The organism is Acidaminococcus fermentans DSM 20731 (assembly GCF_000025305.1).
GTDB lineage: Bacteria > Bacillota > Negativicutes > Acidaminococcales > Acidaminococcaceae > Acidaminococcus > Acidaminococcus fermentans.
Window position 1 is genome coordinate 869,507 of sequence record NC_013740.1, and the last position, 24,319, is coordinate 893,825.

Here is a 24,319-nt window from a genome sequence, read left to right on the forward strand (position 1 = left end):
GAGTGGACGGGGATGTCGTTGAACCGACGAATGTGGGCCGGCTAAACGGCCGGTGCCATGCAATGACGTTGACCAGGCGGAGAATATCGTTGTTATCCTCAGTTCGACGGAGACGGAGTAGGGGCTACCCGCAGGGGAGCCCATCCCGGCCTCCTGTTTTTTACGTTCAAAGGCAGATGCTCAGCATCTGGTATCCAACCACGCAATGCGAATTAAAACAAAAATATTGTTTTAATTCGCATTGCGTGGTATTATTGTCTAATAAAGTACAAGTGTAAAATGGCTTTATGGTTTTAAGATGGTTGAAGGAGTTGTTGAATTCAGAAGGGAGGAAGATATATGCGTCTGCTTAAAGTCATTTTTAGAAACGAAGCTATTTTTAAGGAGGGCGTGGTTGTTGATTTTACCAATGGGAATTCTGTTCGAAAATCTCCTAATGAACCAGATACTCTTCTAAAGGCATTTAAACTGAAAACTGGTATCTATTCCCAGGTCCTTATGGGCTTTACGGGACTGAATGCCACAGGGAAAACAACGGTGTTGGAAATGCTTTCTGTTGTAGCCCAAGTTTTGTTTAGACATGAAAGCCTCAATATGCCTGCAATCCAAAGTAAATTGGTGAAAGTTGTTTCCAGTCATGTACCTTTTGAATGGGAAGTATTCTTTCTGCATAGGGGTCGTATGTATCGGCTGAAATCCGAGATTATTGAACAAATAACGGCAGAAGAACCTAACAGGGAATTAAAATTTGTGTATAAGGAAGAGATTCTGCAGGAAAAGAGCTTTTCTTCGGTTACTCGTAAAACTTTGTTTGATTTTGCAAAGAGTCAATCTTCCCTCCGCTCTCAGATATTGATGGATTCACCTTACCTTCAAGATGATGACAGTATTGCCTCAAAAATAAAGGATATAAAGGAGAACATTCATCCTCTGGGTCTTGAGACGAATATTAACGTTGCTGCATTCAGAGGAGCACCTCCTGAATTCTTTCTAAATGTTTTTGATCCCAATATCAAGAAATTGAACATTACAAAAGGGGAAGATGGTAAAGTAAAATCGGAACTGCTTTTTAAAAACCAGGAAAGAAAAGTTTATGGCGGAGATCCTTCTGGCTTGCTGTTTTTTCTTTCAGCAGGAACTATCAAAGGCTTGTCTCTTGGCCCTGTGATCTTGGGTGCGCTAAAAAGCGGCGGATATGTTTTTATTGATGAGATAGAAAACCATTTCAATAAAAAGATTGTGGAATGGTTTATGGAATTGTTTTCAGATACTCGGACCAATCCTTATGGAGCCTGTCTGGTTTTTTCTACTCATTACCCTGAGCTTTTGGATACTATGGATCGAATGGATAATATTTATATTACCAGGAGAGATAAAGAGAATTTCTGCAGCTGTGTTCGCTATAGTGATATGATCAAGAGAAATGAGCTGTCAAAGAGCAGAGTGATTCTTGAAAATGCCATTGGTGGCACAGCGCCCCGTTTCCAGGATTTGCAGGCTGCCAAAAACGTAATTGCTGATTTTGTAAGAAAGGGGGAATAGCATTGTCAGCTTTGGATCAGTACTCATATTTATTTTTCGTATGCGAAGGAAAAAATGAAGAAGCGATTGTAAAATGGCTGGCTGAAGCGGACGCAATCGATTTCCCCAAAAAGCAGTATTCCCTTGATTTCTGCAGAGCACGAACGAAAAGTACCCGACCTAAAATACTACGAGCAGCGACCCAATTTGATTATGGTGGGCCGGTTGCCATAATTTATGTTTGTGATTCTCATGGAGAGAAATGGTCAGTGGGGAAAGATTGCATGGGGAATGAAATTCCGGTAATAAAGATAGTAACAAGTCCGGAAATCGAGATTCTTCTGGTTCATAAGGCTCATTGTATTGAGAAATGGAAAAGTGCCCGGGCAAAAAATCCAAAACTCCATGTATCAGCTTTTTGCAGGCAGATGTTCAAGATGGATGTAAAAAATGGCGAAAACTTTGTACAACAGTTTTCGTCAGTTAAAGATTTCAAAAAAATCTGTCTAGAATATAAAAGTGCCTCCGACAGCCGAAAATTCAAGAACGAGTTGACATGGTATGATTTGTTGAAGTAAAAAATAATGCGGAACATTTCTATTGAGAAAATAAAAGAATTTGCGCATCGGCAAGGAATTGGAATTGTAGTTGGCAGGCTGCAGCATGACGGAATGATTTCTTTCCGGACTTATAATCAGTATAAGAGCAAATAGGGAGCTTGATCGATTAAGCGGGCCATTGGGGGAGAAGGATGGCGCCTAGCCGGTTTGCGGCTCTGGGGCGGTATGTGATTACCCCGGAAGTGTTCGATATCCTGGAAGAAACCCGGCCTGGCAAAGGAGGGGAAATCCAGCTAACGGATGCCCTGCGGGTCATGGCCCATATGGGGCATGTGTATGCGTACAATTTCCAGGGGAAAAGGTATGATACCGGGGATAAATTGGGGTATTTGAAGTCTGTGGTGGAATTTGCTTTGAGAAGGGATGACCTGGGGCCGGGGTTCCGGGAGTATCTGCGGGAACTTGTTAATGTTCAGCTGTGACCACCCACGAAACAGGGATTCCGAGGGAAAAGAACGTGGTTAAGGGATTAGGTGGCTAAGTGGTTATGGAACCAGGCTCCTTCTTAGAGTCGGGTTAAAATCGCCAATTCCAGTCGGATCAAAACAGCCAGTGGCCGGGAAGGGCGTGCCTGCGGCGCACCCCTACAGCGTTGAGGGCGGATGGCGTTTCTTCAATCGAGTGGACGAGGTTGCCGGTGAACCGGAGAACCTCATTGTTATCCTCAGTTCGACGGAGACGGCGTAGGGGCTTCCCGGGGGAGCCCGTCCCGGCCTCCGTTTTTTGTATTCAAAGGCAGATGTGGGAGCATCTGGTATTATTCTTCTACTCTTGCATATTCTGAAAAAATATGGTAAAGTAAAATTAACCTTAGAGGTAAATGAGGTGACGTGTTGGATGTCCGGTATAAGAACAAGAAATTGCAGAAGATATGCACAGATGCAGAGACAGCGCGGGCTTCTTATGGCAACGAGATGGCGCGTAAGCTTCATTTAAGAATAGATCAATTGGAGGCTGCAGATTCCATTCAAGAATTAATATTGAATCATATTGGTCGGTGCCATGGGCTGAGCGGAAATCGTCAAGGACAGTATGCCATGGATTTAGCACAGCCATATCGGTTGATTTTCAAGGAAGTGGAATCAGGAATCCAGATTGTTATGGTTATGGAAATTGTGGATTACCATTGAAGAGGAGGTGATCATTGTGTTGGAGGAAAGCAGACATTACATTGCAACGCCGCCAGGAGCTACAATAAAGGAACAGATTGTAGATCGGGGGATGACTCAAAAAGAGTTTGCTATCCGTATGGGAATGTCGGAAAAACATATCAGCAAGCTAATCAATGGCGATGTGCATTTAACGCCGGATGTGGCTGAACGGTTAGAATTGGTCCTGGGAATCCCTGCTTCTTTTTGGAATAAACTGGAAGCTATTTATCAGGAGAAACTGGTAAAGGTCAGAAGAGACACAGAGCTGGAGCAGGAAGAAAGTGTTGCAAAGAGATATCCTTATAAGGATATCTGCAGATGGCTGGGGCATGAACCTTCCCGTAAAAAAGGGCAGGAAGTCATTGACCTTTGCCGCTTCTTTGAAGTAAGTCGTTTACAGGTTTTAGAGAACCAGGCTCTAACACCTATTGCCTGCCGAAAAATGGGAGATACGGAGAAAAGCCATTATATTCTTTTATCTTTGGCTCAGCTGGCCAAACGACAAGCTCGGGACATGGACGTGGCTGCGTTTAGCAAAGAAAAAATGAAAAAGGTTATAACAGAAATTCGCAGACTCACAGCCAAGATAAGTCTGGATTTTAAAGAACAACTTATTCATGTGTTTAAAGGCTGTGGTGTGGCATTGGTTTTTTTGCCAGAAGTAAGAGGCTCCTTCCTTCATGGAATTACCTTTGAGGGAGAAAACCATAAAGTCGTCCTGGGGATTGGTTTGCGGGGCAAAGATGCAGATCGTTTCTGGTTCAGTCTCTTTCATGAAATTGCCCATATTTTGTTGGGCCATATTTATCAGGAAAAAGGCATTTCTGAAGAGGATGAAGCCAGTGCCAATGCCATGGCCGCTGATTTACTGATTCCGAGGGAGTCAATTAGAAAGTTTTATAACGAGAGATTATTTTCCATTGAAAAAATAAAGAAATTTGCTGATGAACAGGGAATTGGAGCAGGAATCGTAATTGGCAGGTTGCAGCATGACGGAATGATACCTTTTCACATGTATAATCAGTATAAGAGTAAATACGGAGTTTAATTGGATAGGAGAGTGCGGCCCACATGGGCCACACTCTGCAGGGCGTTGACCAGGCGGAGAATATCGTTGTTAGCATTAGTTCGACGGAGACGGTGTAGGGGCTTCCCGGAGGGGAGTCCGTCCCGGCCTCCGATTTTTTTGTTCAAAGGCAGATGCCCGGCATCTGGCATCCTTTGGCGTGAGACGGGAGATGCTGAGCGGGAGGCGGTGTTTGCCTATACGGGTGGCCTGACTCTGTATTGTTATTTATGGGCGATGCCTTTTTTATAGAAATATCAAGATAACTGTCTTACCTCAAAAATCGCGATTTTTGAGGTAAACCTATTTTCTGACCTCAAATTTTGCGGATTTTGCGGTGTGGGATTAACGGATGGGCGAGCTGCCCGGCGTGCAGCTCCTACGGCATTGGAACCGGATGCTGGATACAACGATTTTCGAGGATTTTGCGGTTTGAGATTAACGGATGGGCGGGCTTGTCAGTTTGTCCAGAAACGGGCGCATCGGGCGACACGGCTTTGCCGGTCTTGATTCTCCTTTACGGCATTGGAGCCGGATGATGGATACAACGATTGAGGAACTATTTTTAAACTGGGAGTTTTTTTACATAGCTGGTGTGGTATAGTTGAGGGAGAAAAAGGAGGGGATGGATTTGACGAATTCTTTGGCGAAAACAATCTATCTGGCTCACCTGGATCCGGAGGGAAAACGAGCTCCTCAGCTTCTGCTGGATCATCTCCGGCAGGTGTCCCGGCTGGCGGAGGAGTTTGCTCCCACTCCGGAAATGAAAGAAGCGGCCCGGCAGTGTGGGCTTCTTCATGATGTGGGAAAGTATTCTGCAGATTTCCAGAATTATCTTTTGGGGAAGAAACATGGCCGGGTGGATCATTCTACAGCCGGGGCCCAGCTTTTGGCGGGGAACGGAAATCTCATTTCCTCTATGGAAGCTTTCTGCATCGCCGGACACCATGCAGGGCTGTCGGATTTGGGTTCACCGACGGATTTGCCGGGAGAGAATACGTTTTCGGCGCGGGTGAAGAAAAAAGTTCCGGATTGCTCTGCCTGGAAGCAGGAACTGGAGGCTCCCAAACCCGTCCAGAGAATCGAACAGGCAATCTCTGATTTCCAGAGCCAGGGGCAGATGGATTTCATTGGCTGCGGGCTCTGGCTGCGGATGCTGTATTCCTGTCTGGTGGATGGAGATTTTCTGGATACGGAAGCCTATATGCAGGGAGGTGCGGTGCAGAGGGGCGGTTTTGCTTCTTTGGAGCAGCTCCATGAACGGTTCTTTTCTGCCCTGGAGGAAAAGGGATTCTTCCATCCGCAAAATGCATTGAACCGGAAACGGTGCGAAATCCTCCAGCGGTGCATCCAGAAGGGGAAGGATAAGGAAGACAGGATCTATACTTTGACGGTACCCACTGGGGGCGGCAAGACCATTTCTGCCTTTGCCTGGGCCCTGGAAAAGGCCAGAACCTGCGGGAAGCGGCACATTATATATGTGATTCCCTATACGTCCATCATCGAACAGACGGCGGACATCCTCCGGTCCTACCTGGGGGAGGAAAACGTCATTGAACACCACAGTCAGGTGGAATATGAAGACAAGGACGAAAAGATGGACCCCCGGCGGCTGGCCACGGAAAACTGGGACGCGCCGGTGATTGTGACCACCAACGTCCAGTTCTTTGAATCCCTTTTTGCCAACCGGTCTTCCCGTTGTCGGAAGCTCCACAATGTGGCCAACAGCATCCTGCTGTTCGATGAAGCCCAGATGTTCCCGGTGGAGTATATGATTCCGGTGCTTCGGAGTCTGGAAGCCCTGGTCCGCCATTTTTCCTGTTCGGCCCTTTTGTGCAGTGCCACCCAGCCAAGGCTGGACCAGTTCCTGCAGGGAAAGCCCCAGGAGCTGATGGAAGACATTCCCGGCCTCTATGATTTTTTCAAACGGACTCAACTGGTCAATGAAGGGCTGCTATCCTATGACCAGGTGGCGGAAGCCTTGGATGCCCAGCCTCAGAGCCTGTGCATCTGCCTGACCAAAGGGGAGGCACGGGAAATCGCCAGCCGGATCCGGGGAGAGTATCTCTATCTTTCTACCAACCTGTGTCCGGCCCATCGGCAGCAGGTGATCCATGCCATGAAGGAGAAACTGAAAAGGGGAGAACCCTGCCGGGTGGTTTCCACCAGCATTATTTCCGTGGGGGTAGATATTGATTTCCCGGTGGTCTATGTGGAGGAAAACGGAGTGGACGCCCTGATCCAGGGGGCCGGCCGGTGCAACCGGGAAGGGAAGCGCAAAGCAGAGGACAGCCTGGTCCATATTTTCGCCACGGAAAACAGCCGGAAATCCCATTTTCTTGAACAGGAACGGCAGAGCACCCATATGGTGGAGCAGAAATTCCCGGATCTGGCAGCGCCGGAAGCCATTGCCAAGTACTTTGACTGGCTTTATCATGCAAAAGATGCTATATTGGATAAAAAGAAAATTGTTGAATTATCTGGCAACGGGAAATATGCCACCATCGGTCAACAGTTCAAACTGATCGAAGACCATACGAAAAATGTCCTGATTCCCTGGAATAAGGAAGCCCAGGAGATTATCCAACAGCTCCAGTACGGTATCCGTACCCGGCAGCTGCTGCGGAAGGCCGGCCGTTATATGGTCAGCGTATGGTCCCAGAACGGTCCTCAGCCGGGATTGTATGAACAGATGCTGGCGGATGGGGTCACGGAGGCTTTGGACGAACAGATGGCGGTGCTGAGGGATCTGTCCGTATATAAGGAAGCAACCGGTCTTACCTATCAGGCGGAAGAAGGACGGGGATTGTTTTCCTGACCAGATATCAATGAGAAACAGAGGTGGTTCCATGAGTTATGGAGTAAGAATCGACTGCTGGGGGAAGTACGCCTGTTTTACCCGGCCGGAACTGAAAGGGGAGCGGATGAGTTACGATGTGATGACTCCCTCGGCTGCCCGGGGACTGGTGGAAGCCATATTCTGGCATCCGGGGCTGCGGTATGTGATCGATGAAATCGATGTGCTGAGCCCCATCCAGTTTACCAATGTACGGCGAAATGAACTGAAAAGCAAGATTTCCGGGAGTACGGTCCTGGCCGGTGCCCGGGGCGGCAAGCTGCTGGCACAGGCAACCCATGAAGACATTATGCAGCGGGCTTCCACGGTGCTGAAAAATGTCCATTACTGCATTACCCTTCATTTTGAAATGACGGAGAAAGCCAATGCTTCGGATAATCCCGGTAAATTCCGGGAAATGCTCACCCGCCGGGCCCGGAAAGGCCAGTGCTACCACCAGCCGTATTTTGGCACCCGGGAATTTCCGGCTTCTTTCCGGCTGGTGGAGGATGACGAGGAAATCCAGCCCTATCCCATTACCCAGGATCTGGGACTGATGCTCTACGACATGGATTACCGGAATCTGCAGAACATCACCCCACGGTTTTTCCGGGCGAAACTGGTCAATGGAGTCCTTGATCTCCGGAACTGCGAGGTGCACCAATGATCCTGCAGGCACTGGTGAGATATTATGAAACCCTGTTGAAACAGGGAAAGGTGGAGGAACCGGGCTGGAGTGTAGCCAAGGTATCGGCGGAAATCCAGTTGGATGAAGAAGGGAAGCTGCTGGGAATCCTGTCCCTGCGGAATGAAGTCCAGCGGGGCAAGAAAACTGCCCTGACAGATTCCCTGCTCCAGGTTCCGGAAGTGTTCAAACGGTCCAGCGGCGTGCGGCCCAATTTCCTGTATGACAATTCCTCCTATTTTTTCGGTGTGGACGGCAAGGGAAAGCCCAAGCGGTCCCTGCAGTGTTTTGAGGCTTCCCGGGCTTTCCATCATCAGCTGCTGGATGGGTGTGATTCGCCGGTGGCCAGAGGAATCCTGAAATTCTTTGACAGCTGGCAGCCGGAAAAGGCGGAAGAGAATCCGGTGTTCCAACAAAACCGGGATGCGATTGTGGGGGCTTCAGGGCTGGTGTTTTCCGTCAATGGCCAGGAAGCTCAGAAAGATCCGGAAATCCGCCGGCGCTGGATGGAGTATAAGAAGGAAGGCGGGGGAGAGAACAGCGAAAAAGGACAGTGCCTGGTGACGGACAAGGTGGCGGAAATCGCCCTGATCCATCCCAACATCAAAAATGTGAGAGGGGCTCAGTCCTCCGGAGCGGCACTGGTTTCTTTCAATGCACCGTCTCTGGAATCTTTTGGTCATGTTGACGATCAGGGACTGAATGCCCCGGTCAGCGAATATGCGGCCTTTGCCTATACCACTGCCTTGAACCAGCTGATCCGGGAGGGGAACAGTCTTCTTTGCGGGGATACTACGGTGGTATTCTGGGCCCAATCGGCCGAACCGCTGTATCAGCAGGTGTACATGAATTTTCTGAATCCGTCGGGAACCGGGGAAAACAGGGAACAAACCGTAAAAGCGGTGCTGGACAAAATGCTCCAGGGTGTGGCCGCCGATGTGGACGGCATTACCCTTTCGCCGGATGAACCGTTTTATGTACTGGGGCTGGCTCCCAATGCGGCCCGGCTTTCCGTCCGGTTCTTCTGGCAGAATACCTTCGGGGTCACCCTGCAGCATCTCCAGAAGCATCAGAAACGGTTGGAAATTGTCCAGCCTTCCTGGGAACAGGCTTCATTTCTGCCCTTGTGGCGGCTTCTGAAAGAATCGGTGAATCCCAATGCCACCAAAAGCCAGGCTTCCCCGTTACTGGCCGGGAGCCTGCTGCGGAGCATCCTCCAGGATACGCCCTATCCGGAAGCCATGTACCGGCAGTTCCTGCTGCGGATCAAGGCGGATTCCGGAGACGGAAAGATCAGTTATCCCAGAGCGGCCTTTGTGAAAGCCTATCTGTTGAAGAATCATCAGGAAAAGTGGGGTGGAGAAATTACCATGAACGTCAATGAAAACTGCAAGGCAGTTCCTTATGTGCTGGGCCGGATGTTTGCCGTGCTGGAAGGACTGCAGCAAGATTCCAGCGAAGTCAGCGCAACCATCAAGGACCGGTATTTCAATGCGGCCTGTGCCACACCGGGAGCGGTGTTTCCGGTGCTGTTGAAACTGGCCAATGCCCATTTGAACAAATTGAACCGGACCAACAAGGGTCTGGCGGTGATCGCCCAGAAGAAGCTGGGCAGCCTGATGGAAAAAATCACCGTGCCCGATGAAGGAAATCCCATTCCCAGCCGTCTGACCCTGGACGAACAGGGGATGTTCATCCTGGGGTATTATCAGGAAACCCAGGCACGCTATACCAAGAAGGAGGAACAGGCATAATGGAAGAAAACAAGGCAATTCGCAACCGGTATGATTTCGTGGTGCTTTTCGATGTGGAAAACGGCAACCCCAATGGGGATCCGGATGCCGGGAACATGCCCCGGGTGGACCCGGAAACCGGGCTGGGTCTGGTGACGGATGTATGCCTGAAACGGAAAATCCGCAATTATGTGGAAGCAGCCAAAGAAGACCAGCCCGGATACCAGATCTATGTGCGGGAAACAGTTCCTCTGGAAGTGAACGACAAGAAGGCCCTGGAATATCTGGGCGTGGAAGATGTAAAGAAAATCGACAAAAAGAAGGATCCGGAAGCGGACCGGAAGATCCGGGACTTTATGTGCAGCAATTTCTATGATATCCGTACCTTTGGGGCTGTGATGACCACCTTCGTGAAAGGAGCTCTCAGCTGCGGCCAGGTGCGGGGGCCTGTACAGCTGGGATTTGCCCACAGCATCGATCCCATCATGCCCCAGGAAATCACCATCACCCGGGTGGCCATCACCACGACCAAGCGGCAGGAAGAAGGCCGGAGCACGGAAATGGGACGGAAATACATCGTTCCCTACGGCCTGTACCGGGTGGAAGGGTATGTATCCGCCAACCTGGCCCGGAAATCCACGGGCTTTTCCGAGGAAGATCTGCAGCTGCTGTGGCAGGCCATCATCAACATGTTCGAAAACGATCATTCCGCTGCCCGGGGCAATATGGCCGTACGGGAACTGATTGTGTTCAAACATGACTCGGAACTGGGCAATGCGCCTTCCTACAAGCTGTTTGAACGGGTGAAAGTGGAGAAGAAGGATCCCCGGAAAGCCCCCCGTTCCTACCATGATTATCAGGTGACCGTGGATACGGAAAATCTGCCGGAAGGGGTTGCCTGCCAGAGAATGGTATGACCTGGAGGGAAGAGGAGTACCTGATGATCTCAGGGATCCAGCATTTCGTCTTCTGCCGGCGTCAGTGGGCGTTGATCCACATTGAACAGCAGTGGGCGGAAAACCGGCTGACTGCAGAAGGCCAGCTGATCCATAAAAATGCTCACAATGACCGGTTTGTGGAAAAACGGGCAGGCGTGATGACGGTACGGGGGCTGCGGATCAGTTCCCGTACCTTGGGAGCTTCGGGCATCTGCGATGTGGTGGAATTCACCCAGACGGAACCGGGAGAAGAAGGCGCCCGTCTGGCCGGCCACCGGGGATTGTGGAAAGTTCTGCCGGTGGAATATAAGCGGGGAAAGGACAAATCAGATGACTGCGACATCCTCCAGCTGGCTGCCCAGGTGATCTGTCTGGAAGAAATGCTGGGTTGCTCCATCGAAAAGGGCTGTCTGTACTACCATGCCATCCGGCACCGTCGGGACATTCCCATTACGGAAGAGCTGCGGCAGCAGGTGCGGGATATGTTTGCGGAGATGCACCAATACTATGAGCGGCGGTACATTCCCCGGGTGAAACCCAGCCGGGCCTGCACCAGCTGTTCTCTGAAAGACCTGTGTCTGCCCAAACTGCAGAAGGCAGGAACGGTAGCCGATTACTACGCCGGACGGTTCCAGGAGGAGGGTCTATGAAACGACTGCTGAATACCCTGTTCATCCTGTCGGAGGATCTCTACCTGTCCCTGGATAACCAGAACCTGACAGCCTGGCGGGAGGGGAATGTGGTCCAGCGGATCCCTCTGCTGAACCTGGAGAGCATCTTCTACTTCGGCTATAAAGGAGCCTCACCAGCCCTGCTGGGGGCCTGTGCGGAACAGAACATCGGCTTTACATTCCTAACGCCCCAGGGGAAATTCCTTGCCCGGGTCAGCGGAACCGGGCAGGGGAATGTGCTGCTGCGGAAGGCCCAGTACCGAAAGAGTGATCAGGAGCAGGCAAGTCTTCAACTGGCCCAGTGGTTCCTGACGGGGAAAATCTGGAATGCCAGGGTTACCCTGATGCGGTTTCTCCGGGACCATCCATTGTCGGTAAACGGGGAACAGTTCAGGGAAGCCATCCAGATCCTGAAAGGGGCACTTCGTGATCTGCAGCAGGCCAAAGACGGGGACCAGCTGAGAGGTGTGGAAGGGAATGCCGCCCATGTGTACTTTTCCCTGTTTGACCAGCTGATCCTGGGGGACAAAAAGACCTTTTTCTTCCGGGAACGGAACAAACGGCCGCCTCTGGATCCCATGAATGCGCTGCTCTCCTTTGCCTACACCCTGCTGGCTGCCGACTGTGCCCATGCTCTGGAAGCAGTGGGACTGGATGCCAGTGTGGGATTTCTCCATCGGGACCGGCCCGGGAGAAAATCCCTGGCTTTGGACCTGATGGAGGAATTCCGGTCCCTGGCTGCCGACCGGTTCGTCCTTTCCCTGGTGAACACCCGGAGCCTTACCGGAAAGCACTTTAAAAAGACGGAAACCGGTGCTGTCCTGATGAACGAAGAGGGAAGAAAGATTTTCCTGACCCGATGGCAGGAACGGAAGCAGGAAAAATTGGAACATCCCTTTTTGAAGGAAAAGATACCCTGGGGACTTTTCCCCTATGTCCAGGCTCTGCTCCTGGCCAAATGGCTGAGAGAAGATCTGGATGGGTATCCGGCATTTTTGGGGAAGTGAAACAATGCTGATCCTGGTAACGTATGATGTAAATACCGAAACTCCGGCTGGAAGAGCCCGGCTGCGGAAAGTGGCCAAATGCTGTGTGGCCCACGGACAGAGAGTGCAGAATTCCGTATTCGAATGCCTGCTGGACCAGGCCCAGTTCGTCCTTCTGAAAGGAGAACTGGAGGCCCTCATCGACAAAGACCACGACAGCTTGCGGTTCTACAACCTGGGAAACACATATCAGAACAAAATCCAGCACCTGGGAGCCAAAAGGACCTATGACCCAGAAGCTCCCATGGTGCTGTAAGCGCGAAGGGGAAGCAAACAGAAGGAACAAGCACCGGAAAATGGGGCTTGGGAGATCCGTGAACTGACTTTCGCGAAAAAAGACGGAAGCGCTTGATGCACTCAAGCTGTCCCGTCTGACAGTCGCCCCCGCAAGGGGGCGTGGATTGAAATCTGGAACCGGACGTACATGTCATTGAGCGATGCCCGTCGCCCCCGCAAGGGGGCGTGGATTGAAATCTCTGGAACCGGAAAACTGGCAGGAGCAGCAGGCGTCGCCCCCGCAAGGGGGCGTGGATTGAAATCTACATTTCCCACATATATATAGGGTACGTATATAGTCGCCCCCGCAAGGGGGCGTGGATTGAAATCTGTTAAAGCTAATTCAAATCGACGACCCAGTGGTCGCCCCCGCAAGGGGGCGTGGATTGAAATTGGATAAAGTAGGTTTATCAAACGTTGAAATTATGTCGCCCCCGCAAGGGGGCGTGGATTGAAATTGGCTCGCTTTGGCGGCATCCCTTGCGGCGATTGGTCGCCCCCGCAAGGGGGCGTGGATTGAAATCCCTGGCTACAACGAGGAAGGCGACCCGCGGGGCAGTCGCCCCCGCAAGGGGGCGTGGATTGAAATCATGAGCTGCCCAGCAATGCGGAACTGGATTATAGTCGCCCCCGCAAGGGGGCGTGGATTGAAATCCCAGGCACATAGAGCAGGTTGAAGCTGTTCTCCGTCGCCCCCGCAAGGGGGCGTGGATTGAAATCACCATCTGCCCCGGCGTGCTGTCCACTCTCAGAGTCGCCCCCGCAAGGGGGCGTGGATTGAAATCTGCTACGGGCGACTTATCCGCTATGTACATCGGTCGCCCCCGCAAGGGGGCGTGGATTGAAATCATGGGATCCCATATCGAGGAGTTGGTCAAGCAGTCGCCCCCGCAAGGGGGCGTGGATTGAAATCTGTTAAAGCTGATTCAGATTGACGACCCAGTGGTCGCCCCCGCAAGGGGGCGTGGATTGAAATGCTGCAATGGGATTTTTGCAAAACGGCGATTCAACCGTCGCCCCCGCAAGGGGGCGTGGATTGAAATTGGTTCGGGCGCGGTACGAGTTAAGGAAGGAGCAAGTCGCCCCCGCAAGGGGGCGTGGATTGAAATTTCGCCGGTTTTCCACGAATCACAGGGGAATCCGGTCGCCCCCGCAAGGGGGCGTGGATTGAAATGTAATGATTGTTACCATGCTAGAAGGGCTGATTAAGTCGCCCCCGCAAGGGGGCGTGGATTGAAATCCGCCCTGAAAAAGCTGAAAAACGAGAGCAGCAGTCGCCCCCGCAAGGGGGCGTGGATTGAAATATCTTCATCCACCAGGCCCTTCCCGATGAAGCCTAGTCGCCCCCGCAAGGGGGCGTGGATTGAAATAGCCCGTAGATCATCAGCAGTTCCCGGTAGTTGGTCGCCCCCGCAAGGGGGCGTGGATTGAAATTTCCGGGCGTGCAGAGAGTGTGGCGGTGTTTTCCGGTCGCCCCCGCAAGGGGGCGTGGATTGAAATAGACCTGGTATAAAGAGGAGGTGGGCGTAGATGTGTCGCCCCCGCAAGGGGGCGTGGATTGAAATAAACAAGTGTTAATCCTTGCAACGCGCCTGGACAGTCGCCCCCGCAAGGGGGCGTGGATTGAAATCGGACCGGCAGCGGCGCCAAGAAATCCCTGGATGGGTCGCCCCCGCAAGGGGGCGTGGATTGAAATGGTGATGCGATGAAGGTTCAGTATCGCGATTCTGTCGCCCCCGCAAGGGGGCGTGGATTGAAATGCCGGACTGACCATTGTAAACGCCATCCAGAACAGTCGCCCCCGCAAGGGGGCGTGGATTGAAATCTTGTCCACGCTGGCAAATAAAGCAGCTAGGGCGGGGTCGCCCCCGCAAGGGGGCGTGGATTGAAATGGGACCATCGTCAAGGAACAGGACGGGAAAATCCTGTCGCCCCCGCAAGGGGGCGTGGATTGAAATACATTCCTGCTCATGGTCCAGGCTCTTGTGACAGTCGCCCCCGCAAGGGGGCGTGGATTGAAATCTCCACCGTGTGGGCCTGGATGCCGCTTCCCTTCAGTCGCCCCCGCAAGGGGGCGTGGATTGAAATTGTGATATTGGCCGCCGTCACCTTATCCCCGGCAGTCGCCCCCGCAAGGGGGCGTGGATTGAAATATCGACAGAGAGTTTATGAGCAAATTCCCCGTAGGGTCGCCCCCGCAAGGGGGCGTGGATTGAAATCGAAGTCGACGGTAAAGCCGTCCGGAGTGTTGGGAGTCGCCCCCGCAAGGGGGCGTGGATTGAAATCACCGCTTCCTGGGTATGCAGGTCACGGATGGCGTCGTCGCCCCCGCAAGGGGGCGTGGATTGAAATAGGACGTCCACCTTAAAGTACTTGGCAGCATCCTGTCGCCCCCGCAAGGGGGCGTGGATTGAAATGTCGAGGGTCATTTAGAGCCCTCCCTTCTTTATGCGGTCGCCCCCGCAAGGGGGCGTGGATTGAAATTTATTCTTCCAGCTCGGGGCATCGCTGTATTTGGGTCGCCCCCGCAAGGGGGCGTGGATTGAAATCTACCACCACCTGGGACAAGGCAGGCGCCACCATCGTCGCCCCCGCAAGGGGGCGTGGATTGAAATGGCAGCAGTCCCGCCTCCGGTCAACGTCTTGTCGTCGCCCCCGCAAGGGGGCGTGGATTGAAATTCATTATTCGACATTATGCGCCACCCCTCTGATGGTCGCCCCCGCAAGGGGGCGTGGATTGAAATCTGGAACCAGGTGTACAGGGCATAGTAGAATTCACGTCGCCCCCGCAAGGGGGCGTGGATTGAAATTCCATAAAAGCTACCACCAATTCCAATGAAGTGGTGTCGCCCCCGCAAGGGGGCGTGGATTGAAATTAAAACCTGGGCCGGGGTGGCCAATGACCACGCCAGTCGCCCCCGCAAGGGGGCGTGGATTGAAATCACGGCGGAACCGGCAGCCGTGCCAGGCAGCGCTGTCGCCCCCGCAAGGGGGCGTGGATTGAAATCGTTACCGATTTGGTAACGGAACTGGAAAAAATTGGTCGCCCCCGCAAGGGGGCGTGGATTGAAATCAGGCAGCGGCCACCGGCCAAAATGGTGCCGTATCGTCGCCCCCGCAAGGGGGCGTGGATTGAAATGTTGTGGCGGCTATCGCCTCACTGGTGAATGGCTCGTCGCCCCCGCAAGGGGGCGTGGATTGAAATCTCCCATAGGCTGAGCTGGTGGAGCATGGATTGGGTCGCCCCCGCAAGGGGGCGTGGATTGAAATCCGCTGACCACGCAGCTTGGCTTATGGATCATAAGGTCGCCCCCGCAAGGGGGCGTGGATTGAAATTGGCGGCGAATAAAGAAGAGATTGTGGACATCAGTCGCCCCCGCAAGGGGGCGTGGATTGAAATCTTGGGGCGATGGCGGGGGCATCCTTTGCGGCTGGTCGCCCCCGCAAGGGGGCGTGGATTGAAATTCCAGGGCAGGCTGTAGCCATAAGGTCACAATGCGTCGCCCCCGCAAGGGGGCGTGGATTGAAATAGCAGGGCCCCGTGGATACCTTTCATTTTCGCACCAGTCGCCCCCGCAAGGGGGCGTGGATTGAAATATTGTTTTGATGGTTTTATTGGCCCATTTTGGTCGTCGCCCCCGCAAGGGGGCGTGGATTGAAATATGGTATAATATAGGCGTGAGGTGATAGCATGAAGTCGCCCCCGCAAGGGGGCGTGGATTGAAATTTGAAGAGAAACATCAACACCATCTTCCTGATGCGTCGCCCCCGTATGGGGGCGTGGATTGAAATTGAGAATTGTATACATTGAAAACATGGACGGCGAGGTCGCCCCCGTATGGGGGCGTGGATTGAAATTGGCCGCTTGAATAGTCATGTTAGCCGGTATGAGTCGCCCCCGTATGGGGGCGTGGATTGAAATCACGACGGCAGCATCGCCAAAAGCCGTCTTGCCTTGTCGCCCCCGTATGGGGGCGTGGATTGAAATGCAGTGAGCTACGACGAAAACCCGAGCTACATCGGTCGCCCCCGTATGGGGGCGTGAATTGAAATTCTGATACAGATCTGATTACTGCGTCCCAGCAAGGTCGCCCCCCGCAAGGGGGAGCGTAAATTGAAATTCGTATGGTAATCCGGCGGGGAGCCTTCGCAGGTGGATGGGTATAGACGCTTTTTGCCCTTCGGGTGGCCGGGATGGGTTTGCCTTCGGCGCCCCCTACGGCGTTGGTGTCGGAGGGACGGGGGATTAGGCGGGGCGCCGGGCCTGCGCCCCCTACAGTCTGTGCCGTTTCACAATGGGACGTGGATTGAAATTGTATACAAAAATCTGTTATAATAGCCTCATGCTTACAAGTTACTGGAACAAAGTGTATTCCAGTAGAAGAAACGAGGGGAAGTTATGGGAAGTATTGTATCGTTGACGGTGCTTTTTTGCATTTATGCGGTCAGTGAGCTGATCGCCATGCGCACCCGGGCCATCCTTTCTACGGTGCTGGGGATTTCGGTGATCCTTCTGGCGGGGTTCTGGTCGGGGATCCTGCCTCAGTCCATCATCAAGGATGCCCAGGTTTCGGGCATTGGCATGGGGGTGGTGGGGATGCTGATCGTCTCCATGGGGACCACCATTGATTTTGCGGAACTGAAGCAGGAATGGAAAGTGGTGGTGACTTCCATCCTGTGTGTGGTGTTTGCGGTGGCAGCCATTATCCTGGTGGGCGGTTTTGTCATGGATCCCAAGATCGCCATTGCCGGATCCCCTATTTTTGCCGGGGGCAACGCGGCTACCCTGATCATGTTGGCGGCAGCCAAGGAGAAGGGTCTGGCCTATGTGGGGACCTTCTGCCTGGTACTGCTGGTGACCCAGAAGTTCTTCGGGATCCCCATCGCTTCGGTGGCGCTCCGGCATCTGGCCCGGCAGCTGCGGGAAGACGGAGAATTCGTCCGCCGGAACTGTGAAGCCAGTGAAGAGGCGGTACAGGCGGCCCGGAAAAAGCCTCTGGCCATGCCTTCGGTGTTGGACAAGCCGTCGGTGTACCTGGCCAAGCAGGGGCTGGTGGCCACCCTGTCTTTCTATGCAGCCAAACTTACCGGGGGCCATATCCATTACCTGGTGATGTGCCTGATCCTGGGAACGGTGTTCTATGCTCTGGGGTTCCTGGATAAGGGAATCCTGGGCAAGACCCAGTCCAGCGGGCTGATCATCTTTTTTGTGACCATCGTGATCTTTTCCAACCTGGGAGCCACCACGCCCCAGCAGGTGCTTTCGGTACTGCCGCCGCTTATCTGGTCGGCGGTGCTGGGGGTGGCCGGGCTCTGTGTGGCAGCGGCTCTCTGCAGCCGGCTGTTCCGTATGCCTTTTACCCTGGCGGTGTCTCTGGGGATTACCTGCACCTTCGGGTTCCCCACCACCATGCTGATTTCCCAGGAAGTGGCCACAGCCATGGGGGAAACGGAAGAACAGCGGAAGGCCCTGCTGAACTATCTGCTGCCCAAGATGCTGGTGGCCGGGTTCGTGACGGTGACCATCACCTCTGTGGTGCTGGCCGGGTTCGTGGTGAATATTTTGTAAAGGGAGCGGTATACATGGAAGCAACGGATGCACAGCTGAAGGAATATATTGAAGGAAAACGGCAGGAAATGCTGGATCTGTGGGCGGAAATCGTCAATACGGAAAGCGGTCCCAAACAGCTGGACGGGGTGAACCGGGTAGGGGACATCCTCCAGCGGGAGCTGGAAAAAGCCGGAGCCCGGGTGCGCCGGGTGAAGGTGGACCATGCCGGGGACCTGATCGTGGGGGACTGGAATCCGGGGTCTAAAGAGAAACCGGTGGTGTTCATGGGCCATATGGACACGGTGTTCCCGGCGGGAGAAGCGGCTAAAAATCCCTTCCGGGTGGATGAAGAGGGGAATGCCTACGGGCCGGGGGTGCTGGACATGAAGGCGGGGCTGGTGATCGGCCTGTATGCCCTGAAGGCGCTCCAGGCCATTGGCTGGAACCGGCGGCCCATCCGGTTCCTGGGGGTGCCGGACGAAGAAACCCTCCACATGTTTTCCAATGCCAAGCCCCTCATTGCCCGGGAAGCAGCCGGGGCAGCCGTGGTGCTGAATTTTGAACCGGGACCTGTAAGCGACAAGCTGGTGATTGGCCGGTACGGCGGCGGTCCGGTGTCCATTACGGTCCACGGGGTGGCGGCCCATTCGGGCAGTGATCCGGAAAAAGGACGGTCGGCGGTGCTGGAAGCAGCCCACAAGATTTTGAAACTGGAAGCGGCCAATGACATCCCCCGGGGAAAACTGATCAACTGCGGCGCTGTGGAAGGGGGCATCGGAGAGAATACCATCCCGGATTTCTGCAAAATCCGTATCGGCATCCGGTACCGGAACCAGGCCATCGGAGATGAAATTTTCGCCCTGCTGCGCCAGGTGACGGAGAAATGCACGGTGGAAGGGACATGGGCCGAACTGGATACCAGCCGGGTGATGCAGTGCATGGAAACCACGGAGGGAGTCCGGGCTCTGTACGGTCATGTGGCGGATACGGGAGAAGCCCTGGGCCTGGGGCGGATCGAAGGCATCCAGGTAGGGGGCCTGTCGGATGCCGGGATTTCGGCGGCGGCCGGGATCCCCACCCTGTGCGGCATGGGAGTCCGGGGAGAAGGGGCCCATACGGACCGGGAATTTGCCCAGGTGGAATCCCTGTATGAACGGTGCCTGCTGGCGGCCGCGGCGGTGCGGACCCTGTGAGGGGGCGGCCATGGACAGGAGAGTCATTGCCAATGTGATCCTGGGCTTCGGATGCATCGCCCTGCTCCAGGAGGAGTTTTTCCTGGGGGCCGGGCTGATCGCCCTGAGCTGTTTGGTGCGGAAGGAGTAACGGGCGGATCTGAGGTCTCAACAGGGATGTTGACCGGTCGTGGTATAATAAATATGTATCATAAATAATTACATTTCAAAGGAGACGAATGGAATGAAGGTATTACTGCTGAATGGCAGCCGTCGGGAAAAAGGCTGCACCTATACGGCCCTGTCCCTGGTGGCCAAAGAACTGGAAAAGGCCGGCATCGATACGGAAATCGTCTATATCGGGCTGAACACGGTGAACGGCAAACTGGATGAGCTGGTCAAGGAATGTGCCGCCAAAATGAAAGAAGCGGACGGCCTGGTGGTCGGTTCCCCTGTGTACTATGCGTCTCCCACCGGGGAAATCCAGGTGTTCCTGGACCGGTTTGCCGGTGTGGCCGGCGGGGATATGCGGCTGAAACCGGCTGCGGCCATTGCCTCTGCCCGGAGAGCCGGAACCAGCACCACCCTGGATGTGCTGAACAAGTATCTGATGTACAATGAAATGCCGGTGGTATCTTCCAACTACTGGAACATGGTCCATGGCAGCAAGCCGGAAGATGTGCTCCAGGACAAGGAAGGGGTCCAGATCATGGAAACCCTGGGGAAGAATATGGCATGGATGCTGAAATGCCTGGAAGCCGGTAAAAAAGCCGGGGTGGAAGCTCCGGAAAAACCGGTGAAAGTCATGACCAATTTTATCCGGTAAGGAAAAAATAAAAAAAGTTTTAAAAAGTGCTTGACGATTCCTGATTCCTGCCGTATAATATGTCTTGTGTTCGGGGCGTAGCGCAGTTTGGTAGCGCGCTTCCTTGGGGTGGAAGAGGTCGTGAGTTCGAATCTCGCCGCTCCGACCATTTAATTGAACGGAACGCCACAAAGGTCAGCTTTGTGGCGTTTTTTCATATGCAAAATACAGGGGATGGGACGTGACCGCACCGGTTGACCATGGTATAATGTACACTGGAAGAATATGGACCATCTGTTATTTGGGGAATGGAGGAATACCTTGCATGTCTGAACTGCAGGAGAAAATCGCGAAAAGAAGAACCTTTGCCATTATTTCTCATCCGGATGCCGGGAAAACCACACTGACTGAGAAATTGCTGCTGTACGGAGGGGCCATCCATCTGGCAGGCTCCGTAAAATCCCGGAAAGCCAACAAACATGCAGTATCCGACTGGATGGAAATCGAAAAACAGAGAGGGATTTCCGTTACTTCTTCGGTGCTCCAGTTCGATTATGACGGGTACCGGGTGAATATCCTGGATACTCCCGGGCACCAGGACTTCTCGGAAGACACCTACCGGACCCTGATCGCAGCCGACAGCGCCGTAATGCTGATCGACGCCGCCAAAGGGGTGGAACCCCAGACCAAGAAGCTGTTCTGGGTCTGCCACCGGCGGAAGCTGCCCATCTTCACCTTTGTGAACAAACTGGACCGGTATGGCCGGGCTCCCATGGACCTGATGGACGAAATCGAAAAGGTGTTGCACATCAACGCCTATCCCATCAACTGGCCCATTGGCACCGACGGCCACTACATCGGGGTGTACGACCGGCTGAAGAAGCAGGTGGAACTGTTCGACAATGACAGCAGCCACGGGTCCAAGATCCTGAAAAGCACCACCGGAAGCCTGGACGATCCGGCCATCAAGGAAGCCATCGGGGAAGCCAATCTGCAGAATCTGATGGACGATATCGAACTGCTGGATATGGCCGGGGATGAATTCGACCTGGCCAAAGTGGATGCCGGGGAACTGACTCCCATGTTCTTCGGGTCTGCCATGACCAACTTCGGGGTCCGGAGCTTCCTGGAAAAATTTCTGGAATTGTCTCCGGAACCCCAGCCCCGGAAACTGAAGGACGGGGGCGTGGTGAATCCCTCCGATGAAGACTTCACGGCATTCATCTTCAAGATCCAGGCCAACATGAACCCGGCTCACCGGGACCGGATCTCCTTTATGCGGATCTGTTCCGGGGTGTTCGAAAAGGGCATGACCGTATGGCATGTCCAGGGACAGAAACCGGTGAAACTGGCCCAGCCCCAGCAGTTCATGGCCCAGGAACGGACCACGGTGGAAAAAGCCTATCCGGGGGACATCATCGGGGTGTTCGATCCGGGGATCTTCACCATCGGGGATACCCTGTGCAACGAGAAGCATCCGGTGCAGTTTGAGGATTTCCCCATTTTCCCGCCGGAAATCTTTGCGAAGGTCCAGCCCAAGGATTCCATGAAACGGAAGCAGTTTGAAAAGGGCATTGTCCAACTGGCCCAGGAAGGGGCCATCCAGGTGTTCAAACAGAAGGACATCGGGATGGAAAGCTTCGTGGTAGGGGTCGTCGGGGTGCTGCAGCTGGAAGTGCTGGAATACCGTCTGCTGAACGAATACAATGCCAAGCTGCTGCTGGAGCAGCTGCCGTATTCCGTGGCCCGGTGGGTCTATGCGGATGATCCGGAACTGATCCGGAACATCAAGGGCCTGGACAACGGGATGCTGGTGTATGACAAGCTGGGACGGCCGGTGGTGCTGGTATCCAATGAATGGAACCTGAACTGGATCCTGGAACGGAACCCGGGGATCAACTTCACTCAGGTGCCCAGCGAAGCACGGGCAATCTAAGGAAAAAGGAGGGAATCTGCTTGAAGCAGGTTCCTGTGAAGGGAAACGCAGCTGGTGCTGCTGACCTGCCACCAGCCTTGCGGCTGGTCCCCCGCCCTTGTAAAGGGCGGATATAGCGAGGTGGACGTATGGATAACAAGAAACCTGCCATGGACATCCTGGGAGTGCCGGTGACTCCTTTTTCTATGGCGGAAGCCGTGGCCTGGCTGATGGCCCGGGTGGAGCAGGAACTGCCCACCCAGGTGGTCACCGCCAATGCGGAAATCATCATGATGGCCCAGCAGATGCCGGCCTACCGGGCGCTTCTCCAGAAGACGGACCTGATCCTGGCGGACGGGGCCGGTACGGTCTGGGCCGGGCGGACCCTGGGGAACCAGGTGCCGGAACGGGTGGCCGGATTTGACCTGTTCCTGGAGCTGCTGAAGGACGGGGCACACCGGGGAACGAAATTCTTCCTGTTCGGTGCGGCACCGGGGATTGCGGAAGCGGCAGCAGCCAAGGCCCGGGAAATCGCTCCGGGAGTGCAGATCGTGGGCACCCGGAACGGATATTTCACCAAAGCCGATGAACCGGAAATCCTCCGGCAGATCAATGAAAGCGACGCCCAGGTGCTGTTTGCGGCCCTGGGAGCTCCCAAACAGGAATTCTGGCTGGAAGAACACCGGGATGCCCTGAAACCGGCCCTGCGGGTGGGCCTGGGAGGCAGCTTCGATGTGCTGGCCGGGAAAATGGAACGGGCCCCAAAATGGATGCAGGAAGCCTCCCTGGAATGGCTGTTCCGGCTGTACAAACAGCCCAGCCGTCTGGGACGGATGATGGCGCTGCCGAAATTTGTGGTGAAGGTGCTGGAAGCCAAACACAGGGAAAAATAAAAGGGACGGTGCTCCACCGTTTTTTGCAGTACATCTTTGGACAAAGAAACTGAGATAAGGTATAATGAAACGATGGGTGGAGGTGAAGTTGTGACGAAATATAAATATTATATTGTCAAAGAAGGATATCCCTTTATCGGGACCATGCTGGCCGTGGCGGTATTGGCCGGATATCTGGCCGGACCGGTGTTTGCGGTACCTCCGGTGGTCCTGATGATCTATTTTGTCTACTTCTTCCGGAACCGGGTGCTGGATGTGAAGCAGGATCCCAATATCCTGTATTCTCCGGCGGACGGTACGGTGATGGGAGTGGAAGAGATTTTTGATAAAGAATTCCTGAACGAACCGGCCAAGAAAGTCACCATTTTCCTTTCCGTATTCAATGTGCACACCAACCGGGCTCCCATGACGGGGCTGATCAAGTACATGCGGTATACCTGCGGGGGATATGAACCGGCGTTCAGGGATTCGGCCCCCATTGTGAACGAACGGATGGCCATCGGCCTGGACAACGGCAGCAACCGGATCCTGGTGATCCAGATTGCCGGGATCCTGGCCCGGCGGATCGTTTCCTGGACCAGCCTGGGCAGCCGTCTGAAGCAGGGGGAATGTTACGGCATGATCAAGTTCGGTTCCTGTACGGAACTGGTGGTTCCCCGTTCTGTGGAAATCCTGGTCCGCAAGGGCGACAAGGTACAGGGCGGTATCAGTATCATCGGGAGGCAGAAAGCAGAATGAACTACAAACGCATGGTACCCAACAGCATCAGCGGCCTGAGCCAGATGCTGGGGCTGATCTCCATCTATCTGTCCATGGAAAAGGATTTTTCCCTGGCAGCCATTTTCATCATCCTGGCCATCCTGGCTGATTCCTGTGACGGGCGGGCTGCCCGGGCTCTGGGGGTCAGCGGACCTTTCGGGGTGGAGATGGATTCTCTCTGTGATGTGTGTTCTTTCGGCATGGCACCGTCGGTGCTGATCTACACCTATTCCCTCCATCAGCTGGGGGTGGCCGGGATGATCATTTCCGGTCTGTTTGCCTTTGGGGCGGCCATGCGGCTGGCCCGGTTCAACGTGAACGTATCTGCCATCCACGGGTATTTCCAGGGGATGCCAGCCCCGGCGGGAGCCTGCGTCATCGTGACCTTTGTGCTGGGTGGCATGCAGATCAGCCCGGTGCTGACGGCCCTGTTGACGGTGGCGGTAGCCTGCCTGATGTACAGCGATGTGAAGTATCCGGATTTCAAGGGCCATGGGAATCCTCTGTTCCGGGTGCCGGTGATCCTTGCCTTCATCCTGGGAGCCCTGGTGCTGTACAGTGATGTGAAAGCCTGGCCTTTTGTGATTATGTTTACCTATACCCTGTGCGGGGTGCTCAATGCTGTGTATGTGAAAGTGACGGGGAAACAGGCCGTCTTTAAGTAAGAGGAGGAAGCTGGAA

The 24,319-nt window shown here is 53.9% G+C and carries 18 protein-coding genes, 1 tRNA gene, 1 pseudogene and 1 CRISPR repeat array; all 20 genes and pseudogenes read left to right on the forward strand.

Annotated elements, in window-relative coordinates; genetic code table 11:
• The first annotated feature begins 339 nt into the window (after positions 1-339).
• The 20 genes and pseudogenes from ACFER_RS10795 (at position 340) to pssA (ending at position 24,303) form a co-directional block, all read left to right on the forward strand.
• The gene (locus ACFER_RS10795; RefSeq protein WP_012938129.1) at positions 340-1,542 is read left to right on the forward strand and encodes an AAA family ATPase; all 1,203 of its coding nucleotides are present in this window, start codon (positions 340-342) and stop codon (positions 1,540-1,542) included.
• A gap of 2 nt (positions 1,543-1,544) precedes the next feature.
• The gene (locus ACFER_RS03960; RefSeq protein ID WP_012938130.1) at positions 1,545-2,099 is read left to right on the forward strand and encodes a hypothetical protein; all 555 of its coding nucleotides are present in this window, start codon (positions 1,545-1,547) and stop codon (positions 2,097-2,099) included.
• 176 nt (positions 2,100-2,275) lie between these two features.
• Positions 2,276-2,563 (forward strand): annotated as a pseudogene (locus ACFER_RS03965) (UTP--glucose-1-phosphate uridylyltransferase); the annotation flags it as partial.
• 411 nt (positions 2,564-2,974) lie between these two features.
• Positions 2,975-3,271, forward strand: a complete 297-nt coding sequence (locus ACFER_RS03970) for a type II toxin-antitoxin system RelE/ParE family toxin (RefSeq protein ID WP_041666105.1) — start codon at positions 2,975-2,977, stop codon at positions 3,269-3,271.
• 16 nt (positions 3,272-3,287) lie between these two features.
• The gene (locus ACFER_RS03975; protein ID WP_012938132.1) at positions 3,288-4,340 is read left to right on the forward strand and encodes a helix-turn-helix domain-containing protein; all 1,053 of its coding nucleotides are present in this window, start codon (positions 3,288-3,290) and stop codon (positions 4,338-4,340) included.
• Between the two features lie 649 nt (positions 4,341-4,989).
• The gene (locus ACFER_RS03980) at positions 4,990-7,176 is read left to right on the forward strand and encodes a CRISPR-associated helicase/endonuclease Cas3 (RefSeq protein WP_012938133.1); all 2,187 of its coding nucleotides are present in this window, start codon (positions 4,990-4,992) and stop codon (positions 7,174-7,176) included.
• 31 nt (positions 7,177-7,207) lie between these two features.
• Positions 7,208-7,861 carry a type I-C CRISPR-associated protein Cas5c gene (gene cas5c / locus ACFER_RS03985; protein ID WP_012938134.1) on the forward strand — a complete coding sequence of 218 codons (654 nt, stop codon included), beginning with the start codon at positions 7,208-7,210 and terminating at the stop codon, positions 7,859-7,861.
• Positions 7,858-9,633, forward strand: coding sequence for a type I-C CRISPR-associated protein Cas8c/Csd1 (gene cas8c / locus ACFER_RS03990; protein WP_012938135.1), 1,776 nt, complete (start codon positions 7,858-7,860; stop codon positions 9,631-9,633). The genes cas5c and cas8c overlap by 4 nt, the downstream gene beginning before the upstream one ends.
• On the forward strand, positions 9,633-10,529 hold the full coding sequence (gene cas7c / locus ACFER_RS03995; protein ID WP_012938136.1) for a type I-C CRISPR-associated protein Cas7/Csd2: 897 nt from the start codon (positions 9,633-9,635) through the stop codon (positions 10,527-10,529). Before cas8c ends, cas7c begins: the two co-directional genes overlap by 1 nt.
• Positions 10,526-11,200 carry a CRISPR-associated protein Cas4 gene (gene cas4 / locus ACFER_RS04000; RefSeq protein ID WP_012938137.1) on the forward strand — a complete coding sequence of 225 codons (675 nt, stop codon included), beginning with the start codon at positions 10,526-10,528 and terminating at the stop codon, positions 11,198-11,200. Before cas7c ends, cas4 begins: the two co-directional genes overlap by 4 nt.
• Positions 11,197-12,228 (forward strand): type I-C CRISPR-associated endonuclease Cas1c, encoded by a 1,032-nt coding sequence (gene cas1c / locus ACFER_RS04005; protein ID WP_012938138.1) that lies wholly within the window; start codon positions 11,197-11,199, stop codon positions 12,226-12,228. Before cas4 ends, cas1c begins: the two co-directional genes overlap by 4 nt.
• A 4-nt stretch (positions 12,229-12,232) precedes the next feature.
• A complete protein-coding gene (gene cas2 / locus ACFER_RS04010) occupies positions 12,233-12,523 on the forward strand; it encodes a CRISPR-associated endonuclease Cas2 (RefSeq protein WP_012938139.1) in 291 nt (96 codons plus the stop codon).
• Positions 12,524-12,644: 121 nt separating this feature from the next.
• Positions 12,645-16,596: a CRISPR direct-repeat array (repeat unit 31 nt; unit sequence GTCGCCCCCGCAAGGGGGCGTGGATTGAAAT).
• Between the two features lie 346 nt (positions 16,597-16,942).
• On the forward strand, positions 16,943-18,112 hold the full coding sequence (locus tag ACFER_RS04015) for a hypothetical protein (RefSeq protein WP_012938140.1): 1,170 nt from the start codon (positions 16,943-16,945) through the stop codon (positions 18,110-18,112).
• Between the two features lie 14 nt (positions 18,113-18,126).
• Complete coding sequence (locus tag ACFER_RS04020; protein ID WP_012938141.1) at positions 18,127-19,287, forward strand: M20 family metallopeptidase; 1,161 nt, start codon at positions 18,127-18,129, stop codon at positions 19,285-19,287.
• 223 nt (positions 19,288-19,510) lie between these two features.
• Positions 19,511-20,092, forward strand: coding sequence for a flavodoxin family protein (locus ACFER_RS04025; RefSeq protein ID WP_012938143.1), 582 nt, complete (start codon positions 19,511-19,513; stop codon positions 20,090-20,092).
• 71 nt (positions 20,093-20,163) lie between these two features.
• Positions 20,164-20,240, forward strand: a tRNA-Pro gene (locus tag ACFER_RS04030).
• A gap of 156 nt (positions 20,241-20,396) precedes the next feature.
• Positions 20,397-22,007 carry a peptide chain release factor 3 gene (locus ACFER_RS04035; protein ID WP_012938144.1) on the forward strand — a complete coding sequence of 537 codons (1,611 nt, stop codon included), beginning with the start codon at positions 20,397-20,399 and terminating at the stop codon, positions 22,005-22,007.
• 128 nt (positions 22,008-22,135) lie between these two features.
• Positions 22,136-22,879 (forward strand): WecB/TagA/CpsF family glycosyltransferase, encoded by a 744-nt coding sequence (locus ACFER_RS04040; protein ID WP_012938145.1) that lies wholly within the window; start codon positions 22,136-22,138, stop codon positions 22,877-22,879.
• 72 nt (positions 22,880-22,951) lie between these two features.
• Positions 22,952-23,617, forward strand: coding sequence for a phosphatidylserine decarboxylase (locus tag ACFER_RS04045; protein ID WP_041666107.1), 666 nt, complete (start codon positions 22,952-22,954; stop codon positions 23,615-23,617).
• Positions 23,614-24,303, forward strand: coding sequence for a CDP-diacylglycerol--serine O-phosphatidyltransferase (gene pssA / locus ACFER_RS04050; RefSeq protein WP_012938147.1), 690 nt, complete (start codon positions 23,614-23,616; stop codon positions 24,301-24,303). The genes ACFER_RS04045 and pssA overlap by 4 nt, the downstream gene beginning before the upstream one ends.
• Positions 24,304-24,319 lie beyond the last annotated feature (16 nt).